15 protein-coding genes are annotated in these 16,343 nt (G+C 61.2%); 8 read left to right on the forward strand and 7 right to left on the reverse strand.

Features of this window, described 5'->3' with window-relative positions:
• The first annotated feature begins 7 nt into the window (after positions 1 to 7).
• A complete protein-coding gene (locus PspR76_RS24670) occupies positions 8 to 1,339 on the forward strand; it encodes a DUF58 domain-containing protein (RefSeq protein WP_159959513.1) in 1,332 nt (443 codons plus the stop codon).
• 59 nt (positions 1,340 to 1,398) lie between these two features.
• Here PspR76_RS24670 and PspR76_RS24675 read toward each other — a convergent pair whose 3' ends face one another.
• Entirely contained in the window at positions 1,399 to 1,758 is a 360-nt protein-coding gene (locus PspR76_RS24675; protein ID WP_159959515.1) for a PilZ domain-containing protein, read from the reverse strand.
• A gap of 223 nt (positions 1,759 to 1,981) precedes the next feature.
• Complete coding sequence (locus PspR76_RS24680; protein WP_159959517.1) at positions 1,982 to 2,356, reverse strand: tetratricopeptide repeat protein; 375 nt, start codon at positions 2,354 to 2,356, stop codon at positions 1,982 to 1,984.
• A gap of 175 nt (positions 2,357 to 2,531) precedes the next feature.
• Between PspR76_RS24680 and pyk the strand changes: the two genes are divergently transcribed.
• A complete protein-coding gene (gene pyk, locus PspR76_RS24685; RefSeq protein ID WP_159959519.1) occupies positions 2,532 to 3,983 on the forward strand; it encodes a pyruvate kinase in 1,452 nt (483 codons plus the stop codon).
• A 160-nt stretch (positions 3,984 to 4,143) separates the two neighbouring features.
• On the opposite strand, the gene PspR76_RS24690 is transcribed toward pyk, so the two are convergent.
• Positions 4,144 to 4,893 carry an enoyl-CoA hydratase-related protein gene (locus PspR76_RS24690; RefSeq protein WP_159959521.1) on the reverse strand — a complete coding sequence of 250 codons (750 nt, stop codon included), beginning with the start codon at positions 4,891 to 4,893 and terminating at the stop codon, positions 4,144 to 4,146.
• Between the two features lie 30 nt (positions 4,894 to 4,923).
• On the reverse strand, positions 4,924 to 5,856 hold the full coding sequence (locus PspR76_RS24695) for an iron-sulfur-binding ferredoxin reductase (protein ID WP_159959523.1): 933 nt from the start codon (positions 5,854 to 5,856) through the stop codon (positions 4,924 to 4,926).
• A gap of 230 nt (positions 5,857 to 6,086) precedes the next feature.
• On the opposite strand from PspR76_RS24695, the gene PspR76_RS24700 reads away from it, so the two are divergent.
• The 4 genes from PspR76_RS24700 (at position 6,087) to PspR76_RS24715 (ending at position 12,543) form a co-directional block, all read left to right on the forward strand.
• Entirely contained in the window at positions 6,087 to 7,610 is a 1,524-nt protein-coding gene (locus PspR76_RS24700; protein WP_159959525.1) for a fumarate hydratase, read from the forward strand.
• Between the two features lie 232 nt (positions 7,611 to 7,842).
• On the forward strand, positions 7,843 to 9,609 hold the full coding sequence (locus PspR76_RS24705; RefSeq protein WP_159959527.1) for an ATP-binding protein: 1,767 nt from the start codon (positions 7,843 to 7,845) through the stop codon (positions 9,607 to 9,609).
• Entirely contained in the window at positions 9,603 to 10,928 is a 1,326-nt protein-coding gene (locus PspR76_RS24710; protein WP_159959529.1) for a sigma-54-dependent transcriptional regulator, read from the forward strand. The genes PspR76_RS24705 and PspR76_RS24710 overlap by 7 nt, the downstream gene beginning before the upstream one ends.
• A 295-nt stretch (positions 10,929 to 11,223) precedes the next feature.
• Entirely contained in the window at positions 11,224 to 12,543 is a 1,320-nt protein-coding gene (locus PspR76_RS24715; RefSeq protein WP_159959531.1) for an MFS transporter, read from the forward strand.
• Between the two features lie 138 nt (positions 12,544 to 12,681).
• Here the strand turns inward: PspR76_RS24715 and PspR76_RS24720 are convergent, their stop codons facing one another.
• Positions 12,682 to 13,437 (reverse strand): COG4705 family protein, encoded by a 756-nt coding sequence (locus PspR76_RS24720; RefSeq protein WP_159959533.1) that lies wholly within the window; start codon positions 13,435 to 13,437, stop codon positions 12,682 to 12,684.
• 193 nt (positions 13,438 to 13,630) lie between these two features.
• On the opposite strand from PspR76_RS24720, the gene PspR76_RS24725 reads away from it, so the two are divergent.
• Positions 13,631 to 14,251 (forward strand): flavin reductase family protein, encoded by a 621-nt coding sequence (locus tag PspR76_RS24725; protein ID WP_159959535.1) that lies wholly within the window; start codon positions 13,631 to 13,633, stop codon positions 14,249 to 14,251.
• 142 nt (positions 14,252 to 14,393) lie between these two features.
• Here the strand turns inward: PspR76_RS24725 and PspR76_RS24730 are convergent, their stop codons facing one another.
• Positions 14,394 to 14,675: a hypothetical protein gene (locus PspR76_RS24730; RefSeq protein ID WP_159959537.1), complete on the reverse strand. Its 282-nt coding sequence runs from the start codon at positions 14,673 to 14,675 to the stop codon at positions 14,394 to 14,396.
• Between the two features lie 8 nt (positions 14,676 to 14,683).
• Entirely contained in the window at positions 14,684 to 15,025 is a 342-nt protein-coding gene (locus tag PspR76_RS24735) for a putative quinol monooxygenase (RefSeq protein ID WP_159959539.1), read from the reverse strand.
• A gap of 328 nt (positions 15,026 to 15,353) precedes the next feature.
• Here PspR76_RS24735 and PspR76_RS24740 point away from each other — a divergent pair, with 328 nt between their 5' ends.
• Positions 15,354 to 16,283 (forward strand): AraC family transcriptional regulator, encoded by a 930-nt coding sequence (locus PspR76_RS24740; protein WP_159959541.1) that lies wholly within the window; start codon positions 15,354 to 15,356, stop codon positions 16,281 to 16,283.
• Positions 16,284 to 16,343: the final 60 nt, after the last annotated feature.

A 16,343-nucleotide genomic window follows, 5' to 3' on the forward strand; every position in this document is an offset into this window, starting at 1 on the left:
CGTGCCCATGAAGCCGACCCGACTGCTGCTGGCCTGGCTGGGTGCGCTACTGGGCCTGAACACCTTGCTCGGCGTTGCCGCAGCATTGCAGTTCAAGGTGCCCGACACCTTGCATTCGGTCGCCTGGGGCCTGCTGCTGGCGCTGTTGCTGCTGACCCTGCTGGATGCTGCACGCTTGCGTCGGCGCCCTTCTGTGCAAGTGCAACGGCAAATGCCCGGCAGCATGGCGCTCGGGCGCTGGGGTGACGTTCGCCTGACGCTCACCCACAACTACCCGCAGCCACTGACGGTGCAGGTGTTCGATCACGTCCCGGACGGCCTGAGCATGGAAAACCTGCCTCAGTCCATCGAACTGCGCCCCGGTGAACGCAGTGAGCTGGGTTATCGGCTACGCCCTCTGCGGCGTGGGCACTTCCGTTTCAGCCGTTGTGAAATTCACCTGCCCAGCCCCTTCGGGCTCTGGTCAGCACGACGTTTTATTGAAGTTAACGATACAACCCGCGTCTACCCGGACTTCGCCCGGCTGTACGGCGCGCAGCTGCTGGGTGTGGATAACTGGCTGAGCCAACTTGGTGTGCAACAACGTCAGCGCCGGGGGTTAGGGCTGGAATTCCATCAACTGCGTGAATTTCGCGAAGGCGACAGCCTGCGCCAGATAGATTGGAAGGCCACCGCCCGCCAACGCACGCCCATCGCCCGGGAATACCAGGATGAGCGCGACCAGCAAATTGTGTTCATGCTTGATTGCGGCCGACGCATGCGCAGCCAGGATGACGAGTTATCGCACTTCGACCACGCGCTTAACGCATGCCTGCTGCTCAGCTATGTCGCACTGCGCCAGGGCGATGCCGTGGGTCTGTGCACCTTTGCCGGTGACCAGCCACGCTACCTGGCGCCGGTCAAGGGCAGCGGCCAGTTGAACCTGCTGCTGAATGCGGTGTACGACCTGGATACCACCCGGCGCAGCGCGGACTACCAGGCCGCCGCCAGCCAACTGCTGGCTCGGCAGAAACGCCGGGCGCTGGTGATCGTGGTCACGAACCTGCGCGATGAGGACGATGAAGCACTGCTGACAGCGGTGAAGCGCATCAGCCGACAGCATCGTGTATTGGTGGCCAGCCTGCGCGAGGAGGTGCTTGATCAACTGCGCCAGGCCCCCGTGCAGACCTTGCCCGAGGCACTGGCTTATAGCGGCACGGTGGACTACCTCAACACGCGTAACGAACTCCACGACCGGCTGAGCGCGCATGGGTTGTCCGTAGTGGACACCTCACCTTCGGCGCTGGGTGCCGCCCTGGTGACGCGTTATCTGGGTTGGAAAAAAGCCGGCGTATTTTGAGCGCGAGTGTACGACCAGGTTCGGGCAACAAACCGAACCCGGCCGACAACACACAGTGCCTAGGCGGATGCCTGCAAGGGATCAAAACTGAAGTAATTCAACAAGGCGGTGATCAGTTGCCCGTACTCTTCGCACGCATCAATCACACTGAACCCGGAGTCATAATACTGAGGATTGATGTCCTCATGGCTCCACAGGCAGGTCGCGGTAAGGTCAATGGCCTGGAGTTCGCCGTCCGGCCCAGGGACTTTCAGGCGCAACTCGAAGTCCACATCGACCATCATGGGCAATTGGCTGATCAACATCAGCCCGTTTTCGGAAACATTGCCCAGAAAACCGATAGGCTTGTCGGTAAGACGATTGAACACCTGCAGGAAGCAATGTAACTGGTGCCGCTCGATCCGTCGGTGGGTAACCATGTGAGATCGCCATCCAATGGCCATGTTTTGGCCGTGCCAGTGATTCGGAACGAGCCGATGGCTCGCTCTCCCTGGATCTCGGTGTGACAACGTACAGCGTTATGGTCACTAAACAGCTGCCGAATCCGGGCCTCGCATTCGTTTGAGTAGAAACTTGTACAAACGAACACTCAAAGAATAGTCCAAGACTGGCGTCGGGCCAGCTACAGCATGACAAATATAATTACAAAGACGCTGGCCGTGGCTGCGCAACGCTGGCGCCGGGGTAATGCCCCAATTGCTGCAGGGTGTCGAGCCTGGCGCGAGCGCGGAAAGCGTACTCACTCGTCGGGTACTGACTGATGATGAATTGGTAGGTTTGTACGGCGTCCACGAACAACTTCTGCCGTTCCAGGCATTGTCCGCGCAACATCGAGACCTCCGGTTGTACGTAACGACGGGTACGGCTCTCACGGTCGACCTGGGACAATTCCAGGGTGACGCGCTCGCAATCACCCACCCCATAGGCGCGGTAAGCATTGTTCAAATGGTGGTCCATCGACCAGCGGGTACAGCCGACAACACTGACGGCCAGGGCAGCAACGAGCAAAATTCGCATGGGGGTTCTCCTGTCTTGAGCAGTGTATCGACCCCTCGTCGAAAATCTTCAAGGATGTTCGTCGATTCAACCGCTGCAAAAACAAGCCAATCGTCGATAAGTAGTGCAAACGAACAATGACTACAACGAAAGAGCATAGTAGCCTTCTCCAGCGCTTGAACTCAGGAGTCTGTGCATGTCCGTCCGTCGCACCAAAATCGTCGCCACCCTTGGCCCGGCCAGCAACTCGCCGGAAGTCCTCGAACAGCTGATTCTGGCTGGTTTGGACGTTGCCCGTCTGAACTTCTCCCACGGCACCCCGGACGAGCACAAGGCTCGCGCCAAGCTGGTGCGTGACCTGGCCGCCAAGCACGGCCGTTTCGTGGCACTGCTGGGTGACCTGCAAGGCCCGAAAATCCGTATCGCCAAATTCGCCAACAAGCGGATCGAACTGAAGATCGGTGACAAGTTCACCTTCTCCACCAGCCACCCGCTGACCGACGGCAACCAGGAAGTCGTGGGTATTGACTACCCGGACCTGGTGAAAGACTGCGGCGTCGGTGACGAACTTCTGCTGGACGACGGCCGCGTGGTAATGCGCGTCGACACTGCGACCCCGACCGAGCTGCACTGCACCGTGATCATCGGCGGCCCGCTGTCCGACCACAAAGGCATCAACCGCCGCGGTGGTGGCCTGACGGCGCCGGCCCTGACTGAAAAAGACAAGGCCGACATCATTCTCGCCGCCGAAATGGAAGTGGACTACCTCGCCGTGTCCTTCCCGCGCGACGCTGCCGACATGGAATACGCGCGTAAACTGCGCGACGAAGCTGGCGGCACCGCCTGGCTGGTAGCCAAGATCGAACGCGCCGAAGCCGTGGCCGATGACGAAACCCTCGACGGCCTGATCAAGGCTTCCGACGCTGTGATGGTTGCCCGTGGCGACCTGGGCGTGGAAATCGGTGACGCCGAGCTGATCGGCATCCAGAAGAAAATCATCCTGCACGCACGCCGCCACAACAAAGCGGTGATCGTGGCAACCCAGATGATGGAGTCGATGATCCAGAACCCAATGCCGACCCGTGCTGAAGTGTCTGACGTGGCTAACGCCGTGCTCGACTACACCGACGCCGTGATGCTCTCGGCTGAAAGTGCTGCCGGCCCGTACCCATTGGAAGCGGTGCAAGCCATGGCGCGTATCTGCCTCGGCGCTGAAAAGCACCCGACCAGCAAGACCTCCAGCCACCGCATTGGCAAAGAGTTCGAAAGCTGCGACCAGAGCATCGCCCTGGCTGCGATGTACACCGCGAACCACTTCCCGGGCGTTAAAGCGATCATCGCCTTGACCGAAAGTGGCTACACGCCGTTGATCATGTCGCGTATCCGTTCCTCGGTGCCGATCTACGCGTTCTCCCCACACCGCGAAACCCAGGCCCGCGCCGCCATGTTCCGTGGCGTGTACACCGTACCGTTCGACCCGGCTTCGTTGCCGCCCCATGAAGTCAGCCAAGCTGCCATCGACGAGCTGATCAAGCGCGGCGTGGTGGAGAAAGGCGACTGGGTCATCCTGACCAAGGGTGACAGCTACCACACCATCGGCGGCACCAACGGCATGAAGATCCTGCACGTTGGCGACCCAATGGTCTGAGTGACAGGCTGAAAAACAAAAGCCCCGCCATGTGAATGGCGGGGCTTTTTGCATTTCAAGGCCGAGGATGTATGAGTTTGGGGGCCTCATCGCAGGCAAGCCAGCTCCCACAGGGGATTGCGGTCGACTGTGGGAGCCGGGCTTGCCCGCGATGGCGTCATCAGCGCCGGGTGATAAACCCCGACAACGCCGCAATCGCCTCCGGCGACTTCAACCGCTGGGTAAACAACGCCCCCTCTTCCTCAATCACCTGCCGCAACTGGTCGCGATCAACACTTTTCATCAGTTGCTTGCTCACCTGCACCGCCCCCGGCGCCAGCGTTTCAAAGCGTTCAGCCACTTCCCGCGCCTTGGCCAATGCCGCCTCACCACTGGCCAACGCCTCGGTGGCAATGCCCCACGCCGCCGCTTGCTCACCGGTAAACCCTTCGCCCAGCAGCAATAACTCAGCCGCTTTGGCATGCCCCAGCAGCCGCGGCAGGATCAAGCTGGAGCCAAACTCGGGGCACAGCCCCAAGTTGACAAACGGCATGCGCAAACGCGCGTCACGGCTGATATACACCAGGTCGCAATGCAGCAGCAGGGTCGTGCCAATGCCCACCGCCGCACCGGCGACGGCGGCGATCACCGGCTTGCGGCAGTTGAGCAGGCTTTTCATAAAGTGAAACGGTGGGCTGTCGAGGTCGCTGGGCGGCTGTTCGAGAAAGTCGCCGATGTCATTACCGGCGGTAAAACACTCACTGCTGCCTTGAATCAGCACGGCGCGGACAGTGGCATCCGCATCGGCCTGCTCCAACGCTTCGGCCAATTGGGTGTACATGGTGCGGGTCAGGGCGTTTTTCTTGTCGGGCCGATTGAGCTGCAGAATCAGCAGCCCGCGTTCGCGTTGTTGAAGAATGGCGTCGGTCATGGCGGATCTCGCGGCTGTCGAATTCAGCGCTCAACCACGGGGCAGGAACACATCGGCCAGCAGTTGATTACGCGGCAGTCCCGCCAGGAACAAGCGCTTGGAAAACACCTCGACGCTGGCAGGGTGCCCGCAGAGTAAGGCCAGAGTTTGCCGCGAAACAAGCCGCAGTTGCGCCAATGCCTGGGTCAACTCCGCCGCCGTCCACAGCTCCACGCTCAAGTTGAGATGCTGCGCAGTCAGCTGCGCCAGGGGCTCGGCCAAATAGTGCGCGTGCGCATCATGGGCCAGGTGAATCACACGAATGGCGCCTTGATGATCCTGACGCAGGGCCTCACGCAGCACGCCCCACAAAGGCCCAAGGCCAGTGCCCGAGGCCAGCAGCCAGAGTGGCCGCGATTGCCAGTCGGGGTCGTATTGCAGCGCGCCGCCTCTCAATTCGCCCAATCGCAGGCTGTCTCCTGCCTGCAACTGGCGGGCAATATCGCTGAACTCACCGGGCAGACGGCAATCGAGGTGGAACTCCAGGAACGGATCTTCCTGGGGCAAGCTGGCCAACGAATAGGGGCGCGCCACCTGCCCCGCCCACAGCACCAGATGCTGCCCGGCCCGATAGCGCAGGCCACGCTCCGGTTGCAGCCGCAAGCGCAGCACGTTCGCCGCCAGCCAATCGGCGCCGACCACTTTGGCGGCCAAACCGTCACGCAGCGGGTCAAACGTCTCGACCTGCAGATCCCCGCTGACCTGGCACTGGCAGGCCAGACGCCAACCGTCCTGGCGCTGCGCCGGGGTCAGGGCGTCGGGTTGCTTGTCCTCGACCTCACCCTGACAACGCACCAGGCACGCATGGCAACTGCCCGCCCGGCAACTGTAAGGCACGGCCACACCCGCCAGATTCAGGGCGTCCAGCAGGTTGCTGCCGGTGGCTACCGACCAATGGCGTTCGCCGACGTGCAGTTCAGGCATATAAGGTCTCTATCAGAAGGGTCGCGTACAGGGAATCATGCCCCACAGAGTTTGACCATAGTCGGGTGTATCGGCCACCGCGCCGGGTTATACTGCCGCGCCTTTTTAGCGTCGCGTCAACAATACTTGCTCTTCTTCGCGACGCGCCTTGGAAAGGTGGATTCAGCCGACCGATGCAACACTGAAGCCACCTTTATTGAATGTTCCCGTCTTATAGAGGAGCGCGACTCATGACCGTGATCAAGCAAGACGACCTGATTCAGAGCGTTGCCGACGCCCTGCAATTCATTTCCTACTACCACCCCGTTGACTTCATCCAGGCGATGCACGAAGCGTACCTGCGCGAAGAATCGCCAGCAGCGCGTGACTCCATTGCGCAGATCCTGATCAACTCGCGCATGTGCGCCACCGGCCATCGCCCGATCTGCCAGGACACCGGTATCGTTACCGTGTTTGTGCGCGTGGGCATGGACGTACGTTGGGACGGCGCCACCATGGGCCTGGACGACATGATCAACGAAGGCGTGCGTCGCGCCTACAACCTGCCGGAAAACGTCCTGCGCGCATCGATCCTCGCCGACCCGGCAGGCGCGCGCAAAAACACCAAGGACAACACCCCGGCCGTGATCCACTACTCCATCGTCCCGGGTAACACCGTGGAAGTGGACGTGGCGGCAAAGGGCGGCGGTTCCGAGAACAAGTCGAAAATGGCCATGCTCAACCCGTCCGACTCGATCGTCGACTGGGTGCTCAAGACCGTTCCGACCATGGGCGCCGGCTGGTGCCCACCGGGCATGCTCGGCATCGGCATCGGCGGCACCGCCGAGAAGGCCGCAGTCATGGCCAAGGAAGTGTTGATGGAATCCATCGACATCCACGAGCTGAAAAAGCGCGGCCCGCAGAACCGTATCGAAGAGATGCGCCTGGAGCTGTTCGAGAAGGTCAACCAACTGGGCATCGGCGCTCAGGGCCTGGGTGGCCTGACCACCGTGCTCGACGTGAAAATCATGGACTACCCGACCCACGCAGCCTCGCTGCCGGTGTGCATGATCCCCAACTGCGCGGCCACCCGTCACGCGCACTTCGTGCTCGACGGTTCCGGCCCGGCGTCGCTGGAAGCGCCACCGCTGGACGCCTACCCGGAAATCGTCTGGGAAGCCGGCCCATCGGCCCGTCGCGTCAGCCTCGACACCCTCACCCCGGAAGAAGTGCAGAGCTGGAAGCCGGGCGAAACCGTGTTGCTCAACGGCAAGATGCTCACCGGCCGCGACGCTGCGCACAAGCGCATGGTCGAGATGCTGAACAAGGGTGAAACCCTGCCGGTGGACCTCAAGGGTCGCTTCATCTACTACGTCGGCCCGGTTGATCCGGTGCGCGAAGAAGTGGTTGGCCCAGCCGGCCCGACTACCGCGACGCGGATGGACAAGTTCACCCGTCAGATCCTCGAGCAAACCGGCCTGCTGGGCATGATCGGCAAATCCGAGCGCGGCCCGACCGCGATCGAAGCGATCAAGGACCACAAGGCTGTGTACCTGATGGCCGTCGGCGGCGCAGCTTACCTGGTGGCGCAAGCCATCAAGAAGTCGCGCGTTGTCGCCTTCGCCGAGCTGGGTATGGAAGCGATCTACGAGTTCGACGTGAAAGACATGCCGGTCACCGTTGCTGTCGACAGCAAGGGCGAATCCGTGCACATCACCGGTCCTGCCATCTGGCAGAAAAAGATCAGTGAAAGCCTGGCGGTAGAAGTGCAGTAAGCACCTCACTGCAAGGAAAAGGCGACTGCGGCCCCACGGCCCAGTCGCCTTTTTTATGGCGAACTCGCTCATGTGGGAGCTGGCTTGCCTGCGATGCAGACACCTCAGTAAGTCAGGCACACCGGATTGGTGCCATCGCAGGCGAGCCAGCTCCCACCCAAACCCGCTCGCCACAAGTTCCAGGCGGCTCATGCTATGGTGCTCGCCCCTTCCCGTGCCTGTTCATCACCGTATGATCGCGATCCCACGCCCGTTGCGCCTGACCTTCTACTCCCTGCTGATCATCGCTGGTGCGGTGCTGGCCGCGGCCTTGGCCACTCGCCATGCCGAACGCCAAGCCCTGGTCGATGACGCCGCTCGCGCCAATCAACAGCTCACGCTCTATGGCAACTCCCTGCACACGCTGATCGAACGCTACCGCGCCCTGCCCGCCGTGTTGGCGCTGGACTCGGAGATGATCAGCGCGTTGAAAAACCCGGTGGATGCCACGACTCAGAACGTGCTTAACCGCAAGTTGGAGCGCATCAACGGCGCCGCGCAGTCTTCCACGCTCGAACTGATGGACCGCACCGGCCTGGCCGTGGCCGCCAGCAACTGGAACCTGCCGAGCAGTTATGTGGGACACAACTATGCGTTTCGCCCTTATTTCAGCCAGACCTTGAGCCAGGGCACCGGGCGTTTTTATGCCGTCGGCGTAACCACCGGGATTCCAGGTTACTTCCTCTCCAGCGCAGTGGTCGACGAGCACGACCAGTTCCTCGGCGCCATGGTCGTGAAGCTGGAATTCCCTGAACTCGAACGCGAATGGGCCCAGGGCAATGACCTGCTGCTGGTCAGCGACGCGCGCGGCATTGTGTTTATTGCCAACCAGCCGGGTTGGCGTTACCGCAACCTGCGACCGCTGTCGGCCAGTGACCTCGCCGAGCTCAAGGCCACCCGCCAGTACGACAAAAAACAACTGCAGCCGTTGGAAACCAGCACCCTGCAGCGCTTCGGCGAAAACAGCCACCTGATGCGCGTCAATGGTCCCGACGGCAATGCCAATTACATCTGGGAATCGCTGCCGCTGAAGGCCGAAGGCTGGACGCTGCACCTGCTGCGCAAACCCCAATTTGCCTTTGAAGACCAACGCAACGCCGGCCTCGCCGCCGCCGGGTCGTGGTTGGCCCTGGTGTTTCTGGTGCTGTTCCTGACCCAGCGCTGGCGCCTGGCCCGCTTGCGCCAACGCAGCCGTGAAGAGCTGGAGCAGTTGGTCGAGGAACGCACCCAGGCGCTGCGCACGGCTCAGGATGGTCTGGTGCAATCGGCCAAGTTGGCTGCATTGGGCCAGATGTCCGCCGCCCTCGCCCACGAAATCAATCAACCGCTGACCGCGCAACGCATGCAGTTGGCGACCTTGCGCCTGCTGCTGGACCATGGCCGCGTGGACGATGCCTATCAGGCGCTGACGCCGCTGGACGATATGCTCACACGCATGGCCGCACTCACCGGCCACCTCAAGACCTTCGCGCGCAAAAGCCCGAGCGGCCTGCGTGAAAAGCTGGATTTGGCCACGGTGGTCGACCAATCCCTGCACTTGCTCGATGCACGCCTGCGCGACGAAGCCATCGGCGTGGTGCTGGACCTGACGCGCCCCGCCTGGGTACGCGGCGACGCGATCCGCCTGGAACAGGTGCTGATCAACCTGCTGCGCAACGCCCTCGACGCAATGGCCGACAAGCCGCGCAAACGCCTGGAAATCCGCCTGCACGCCGACCAACAACTGTGGCGGCTGACCGTCAGCGACAGCGGCGGCGGGATTGCCGAAGAACACTTGAACAGTGTGTTCGACCCGTTCTTTACCACCAAGCCCGTGGGCGACGGCCTCGGCCTTGGGCTGGCGGTGTCCTACGCTATCGTGCATGAATTGGGCGGGCGCCTGCTCGCCGGCAACCGTGGCGACGGCGCCATATTCACCCTGACCTTGCCCATTGCGCTGGAGACGCCCGACCTATGTTGAATGCAGTGATTGTGGTCGATGACGAAGCCAGTATTCGCACGGCCGTCGAACAATGGTTGAGCCTGTCGGGGTTTGCCGTGCAGTTGTTCAGCCGCGCCGAGGAATGTTTGGCGCAACTGCCCAAGGATTTCCCCGGCGTGATCTTGAGCGACGTGCGCATGCCCGGCCTCAGTGGCCTGGAGTTGTTGGCCGAAGTACGGCGCCGCGATGCCGACCTGCCGGTGATATTGCTCACCGGCCACGGCGATGTGCCGATGGCGGTGGAAGCCATGCGCGACGGGGCCTACGATTTTCTGGAAAAACCCTTCAGCCCCGACGCCCTGCTCAATAGCCTGCGGCGCGCCCTGGACAAACGCGGGCTGATCCTGGAGAACCGGCGCCTGCATCAACAGGCCGACCATCGAGCGCAGCTGGAGTCGAGCCTGCTGGGCGTGTCCCGCGGCTTGCAGAATTTGCGCCGCCAGGTGCTGGACCTGGCGAGCTTGCCGGTCAATGTGTTGATCCGTGGCGAGACGGGCAGCGGCAAGGAATTGGTCGCGCGCTGCCTGCATGATTTCGGCCCGCGCGCGAAAAAGCCGTTTGTAGCGCTCAACTGCGCCGCCATCCCCGAGCAGCTGTTTGAAGCCGAATTGTTCGGCCACGAAAGTGGCGCGTTCACCGGCGCCCAGGGCAAGCGCATCGGCAAGTTGGAATACGCCCACGGCGGCACGTTGTTCCTGGATGAAATCGAAAGCATGCCGCTGGCCCAGCAGGTGAAGCTGCTGCGCGTGTTGCAGGAGCAGAAGCTGGAGCGACTGGGTTCCAACCAAAGTATTCACGTGGATTTACGCATTATCGCCGCGACCAAGCCGGACTTGCTGGAAGAGGCACGCGCCGGGCGTTTTCGCGAAGACCTGGCCTACCGCCTGAACGTCGCGCAATTGCGCCTGCCACCGCTGCGCGAGCGCCGCGAAGATATTCCGCTGCTGTTTGACCACTTTGCCCACAGCGCTGCCGAGCGCCTGGGCCGCAGCGCCGAACCCTTGAGCGGTGCGCAACTGGGACGGTTGCTCAGCCATGATTGGCCAGGGAATGTGCGCGAACTGGCCAACGTCGCCGAACGCCAAGTGCTGGGCCTGGGTGAGCCGGAACCGGAAGGTATCGAGGCCGGGCAATCGTTGGCGGCGCAGCAGGAGGCATTTGAAGCGCATTGCCTGAAAGCGGCGCTGGTTCGGCACAAGGGTGATATCAAGGCGGTGCTGGCGGAGTTGCAACTGCCGCGTCGCACCTTTAATGAAAAGATGCAGCGGCATGGGTTGGTGCGGGATACCTTCCTGTAGGCCGACTTTTGTATTGCCTGGCAGGACGCCTTCGCGAGCAAGCCCGCTCCCACATTCGACCGCATCTCTCCAGTTGAAATGGGATCGAATGTGGGAGCGGGCTTGCTCGCGAAAGGGGCAGTCGCCATAAGCGGATTTCCGCTCACCCCCCTCAAACCATCAGCAACTTTCCGCTCAAAAACATTCTGAAACCCTTCTAAACCGGGCCCTCATCTACTTGGCACAGCTTCTGCTATAGCCGAACCAGGCAGCGTTCGCGCCGCTCCACAAAAACAATTAGATGAAGGATCCTTCAATGGATAACTCCAACACCTTGCCTTTGGGGTCGGCGGCTGTGCCGGCCAAAGAACGCACAACGTCCAGCCGGATCAAATCGATCTTCAGCGGCTCCGTCGGCAACATGGTCGAGTGGTATGACTGGTACGTCTACGCCGCCTTCTCGCTGTACTTCGCCAAAGCCTTCTTCCCCGCCGGCTCCTCCACCGCCCAGTTGATGAACACCGCCGCGATCTTCGCCGTGGGCTTCATCATGCGCCCGATCGGTGGCTGGCTGATGGGCCTCTACGCCGACTACAAGGGCCGCAAGGCCGCGCTGATGGCCTCAGTCTTGCTGATGTGCTTCGGCTCGCTGCTGATCGCGCTGACCCCGGGTTACGACACCATCGGCATCGGCGCGCCGATCCTGCTGGTGTTCGCGCGTTTGCTGCAAGGCCTGTCGGTGGGTGGCGAGTACGGCACCTCGGCGACCTACCTGAGTGAGATGGCGACCAAGGAACGTCGCGGTTTCTTCTCCAGCTTCCAATATGTGACCCTGATCTCCGGCCAGCTCATCGCCCTGGCGGTGTTGATCGTGCTGCAGCAAGTGCTGACCACCGAGCAGTTGTACGCCTGGGGCTGGCGCATCCCGTTCGCCATCGGCGCCTTGTGCGCAGTGGTCGCGCTGTTCCTGCGTCGCGGCATGGAAGAAACCGAGTCGTTCACCAAAAAGGAAAAAGCCAAGGAAAGCGCCATGCGCACCTTGATGCGCCACCCCAAGGAAGTGTTGACCGTGGTCGGCCTGACCATGGGCGGCACCCTGGCGTTCTACACCTACACCACCTACATGCAGAAATACCTGGTGAACACCGTCGGCATGAGCATCTCCGACTCCACCACCATCTCGGCCGCCACGCTGTTTCTGTTCATGTGCCTGCAACCCTTGGTCGGCGGGCTGTCCGATAAAGTCGGCCGGCGCCCAATCCTGATCGCCTTCGGCATCCTTGGCACGCTGTTCACCGTGCCGATCCTCACCACCCTGCACACCATCCAAAGCTGGTGGGGCGCGTTCTTCCTGATCATGGCGGCGCTGATCATCGTCAGCGGCTACACCTCGATCAACGCAGTAGTGAAAGCTGAACTGTTCCCGACCGAAATTCGCGCCCTCGGCGTGGGCCTGCCGTATGCGCTGACCGTGTCGATCTTCGGCGGCACTGCTGAATACATCGCGCTGTGGTTCAAGAGCATCGGTATGGAAACCGGTTACTACTGGTATGTGACGGCGTGCATTGCCGTGTCGCTGGTGGTCTACGTGACCATGAAGGACACCCGCAAGCACTCTCGTATCACCACAGACTAAAGGTTTAACGCGGTAAAAAATGTGGGAGCGGGCTTGCTCGCGAAAGCGCAGTGTCAGTCAATACATCAGTGACTGATAGACCGCATTCGCGAGCAAGCCCGCTCCCACATTTAGTTCTTTAGCGCTTCCAAAAAAGCGTCATGTCAGCTCTACGGACTGCGGACGACCATACCGGCGCTGCGCATACGACGCCCCCGCAATCATCACCACCAGCACCGCCGCCAACACCGCCGATGAGCCGATGGTGCCGAAATCCAGCCCGCCCTTTTCGTAGGGTTTGGTGAGGAAGTCGCCCAGGGTCGCGCCAAACGGCCGGGTCAGTACAAATGCCACCCAGAACAACAGCACCGACGACAGTTGGGTGAAGTATTTGAGTGCTACCACTGCCACAATGGCCGCGCCGATCAGCAACGCGCCCCCGGCAAAGCCGAGCCCCGAGTCGTCCGCCAGGAAGTCGCCCAGCGCGGTGCCCAAGGTGTTGGAGAACAGAATCGCCATCCAGTAAAACAGCTCACCGCGAAACGTCTGGACCTTGTTCACGTTCAGCGAGTCGCCGCTCAAACGCCACAGCGCAAAGATGATCATCAGGATCACGATCAGGATCATCGACCCTGCGGCATATCCCAGGCCGAGCGTACGGTCCATGAAGTCAGACATAGTGGTGCCGGCCGTGCTGGTGGACAGGATCACCAGCCAGTAGAGCACCGGGTTGTAGGTTTTCGACCAGAGTTGCGTCACCAGGGTGACGAAAAACACGCTGATCAGGATCATCGAGCTGATGGCGTAACCGACGTTCAAGGTCATCGACAGCAAATCCCCGGCCGTTTCGCCCAGGGTGGTTGCGCAGATTTTCATGACCCAGAACGCCAGGGTGATCTGAGGAAGTTTGTTCATGGTGCAGAAGGCTCCGAAGCTCAGTCTTTCATTGGGCCGACTTATAGGGGTGTCGACCTGGGGCGCAGACTGAACGCAGGGCCGTGAAAAATAGGTGGGCAATCAATGAAAATTCCATACGGCCAATGGAAATTCGCCGTTATGGCTTGCACTATGGCTACCTCCCAGAACCCCGCAGCAGGAACCCCGGCCCATGTCTGACGATATCCACTTCTACGAACCCGCCAACGGCCACGGCCTGCCCCACGATCCGTTCAATGCCATCGTCGGCCCACGGCCGATTGGCTGGATTTCTTCCCATGACCGCGAAGGCCAGCTGAACCTGGCGCCTTACAGCTTCTTCAATGCGTTCAACTACATTCCGCCAATCATTGGGTTTTCCAGTGTCGGGCGCAAAGACAGCCTGAACAACATCGAACAGACCGGCGAGTTTGTATGGAACCTGGCCACTCGCCCGTTGGCCGAGCAGATGAACCAGAGCTGCGCGGCGGTCTCGCCGCAGGTGAATGAGTTCGAGTTGTCGGGCCTGACGCCGGTCGCCTCGAAAATCGTCGGTGTGCCGCGCGTGGGCGAAAGCCCGGTGTCGTTCGAATGCAAGGTGACGCAGATCATTCAGCTACAGCGTGCGGACAAAGAGTTGGTGCCAAGCTGGCTGGTGTTAGGCGAGGTGGTCGCGGTGCACATTGCCAAATGGCTGCTCAAGGATGGGATCTACGACACCGCCGCTGCCGAGCCGATCTTGCGCGGTGGTGGGCCGGCGGATTACTTCCAGCTGGGGCCGGAGGCGTTGTTCAAGATGTATCGCCCTCGCTGATTGAAATACCTGCGAACAAACACCACAGACCCATGTGGGAGTCGGGCGTGCCCGCGATGAGGGCCTGACAGCCGACTTATTGGCTGGCTGACACTCCGCTATCGCGGGCAAGCCCGCTCCCACATTGGATCGGTGGTGGTGTTTAGTTAGCGGCAGGCGACCAAGTCAGTTGACCTTCTTCGTCCACATCGACCAACCGCTGCAATTGCGCGGCAGCCGCATCGTCGGCGTCGTCGGCGGTCTTGAACGTCTGTCCTTCAAGGATCTTGTGAAACTTGGGTGCGCCCATGCCATCCAGTGCCTTGACGGCGATGGCAGCGCTGTAGCCACCTTCTTCTTCACGCACCAAGGCGGAAACGGCTTCGTGATGGGCAAACTCTTTACGTGCCATGTTGCAGGTCCTGGCCAATGGAAAGTCGGCCATTCTAACCGTTAACCGGCCAGTTGCAGGTACTCGCCGTAGGCATGCGCGGCGGATGCATCGGTGAAGGTCTGGAAGTCCATGCTGCGCACGACCATGTCGTTCAACAGCTCGCTAAAGATCATCAGCGCCGGAGAGTTGAAGTAGGCGCTCATCGCCTGCTCGCTGCTCCAGAAGCCCGAGACCAGCCATACATCGGGATCGACCTGGGAATGCTGCAACGAGAATTGCAGGCAACCCTGCGCCTGACGGCCGGGTTCGATCAAACTGCTCAAGCGTGCACCGAGTTCGGTGCTGCACCCGGTACGGGCACGGATAAAGGCCATATGGCTCGCGGGAATGGGGGTGGACATGTTCGACTCTCCCGTTGAGAAGTGATGCTCGGCAAGCACTGTGAGGGCGTGTTGCCACAGGATCAAAGATAACGGCGCGGGTGTGGGCGCGGTTAGTCAATTCCTGCAGGCTTATTGCACAATCCTGCGAGAAGCGTAGATAAGACGTTTGGCCCCCAGGGTTTATTCCAGGCCCATGCTCAGTATTTCAGGCACATGACAGCCCAGGTACTTGCCTGATTCGCGACCTCTCGCAGGATCAGGCAAGGATTGTGCAGAATCGACGTAACACCTTTTCAAAAGCCGCCGCTAAGCTGGGCCCATCAAACAAGCGTGTAGAGGACACCCCATGTCGTCGCCGGACCCCAAGCCCATTCCCCTCGATGCCGAGATGGAAAAACAGCGCGCCGAACTCGCCGGTATCGTGCATCGGCATACCTGGGAAGACGGTTCCTACGGCACGGCGATCACCTCGCTGTTTCTCAACCGCCACAACACGCCGCGCGACTTTATGCCGGTGCTGGTGGAGCCGGCGTTGTGCATCCTCGCCAGCGGCAGCAAGGAAGTGCGCCTGGCCGACGAGATATTTGCCTACGACCCACTCAACTATCTGGTGTTCTCGGTTGCGATGCCGGTGGCCGGGCGGATCATCGACGCCACGCCGGAAGACCCGAACCTGTCAGTGCGCATCAACATCGACCCGGCGCAGCTGACCGCACTGATCGCCGAGGCCGGCCCGATGGGCGTGCCCTCCCGCCCGACATCGCGCGGCATGTATGTCGACCGCATCGACACCCAACTGCTGGATGCCGTGCTGCGCCTGGCGCGCCTGCTGGACAGCCCCAAAGACATCGCGATGCTGGCGCCGTTGATCAACCGCGAGATTCTGTATCGCCTGCTGCGTGGGCCGCAGGGTTATCGGCTGTATGAAATCGCCGTGGCCAACAGTCAGAGCCATCGCGTGAGCCAGGCGATCAAGTGGTTGAACGGCAACTATGAACAGCCGCTGCGTATTGATGACCTGGCCAAGGAAGTGAACCTCAGCGTCTCGACCTTGCACCACCGTTTCAAGGCGATCACCGCGATGAGCCCGCTGCAATACCAGAAGCAACTGCGCTTGCAGGAAGCGCGGCGGTTGATGATTGCCGAAGGGCTGGAAGCCTCGGCGGCGGGGTATCGGGTGGGGTATGAAAGCCCGTCGCAGTTCAGCCGGGAGTACAGCCGGTTGTTTGGAGCGCCGCCCTTAAGAGACTTGGCCAGATTGCGCCAAAGCATCTGACTCACCGCAAGTATCATTGTGGGAGCTGGCTTGCCTGCGATAGCGGTGGGTCAGGCAGCG

The organism is Pseudomonas sp. R76, assembly GCF_009834565.1.
GTDB lineage: Bacteria > Pseudomonadota > Gammaproteobacteria > Pseudomonadales > Pseudomonadaceae > Aquipseudomonas.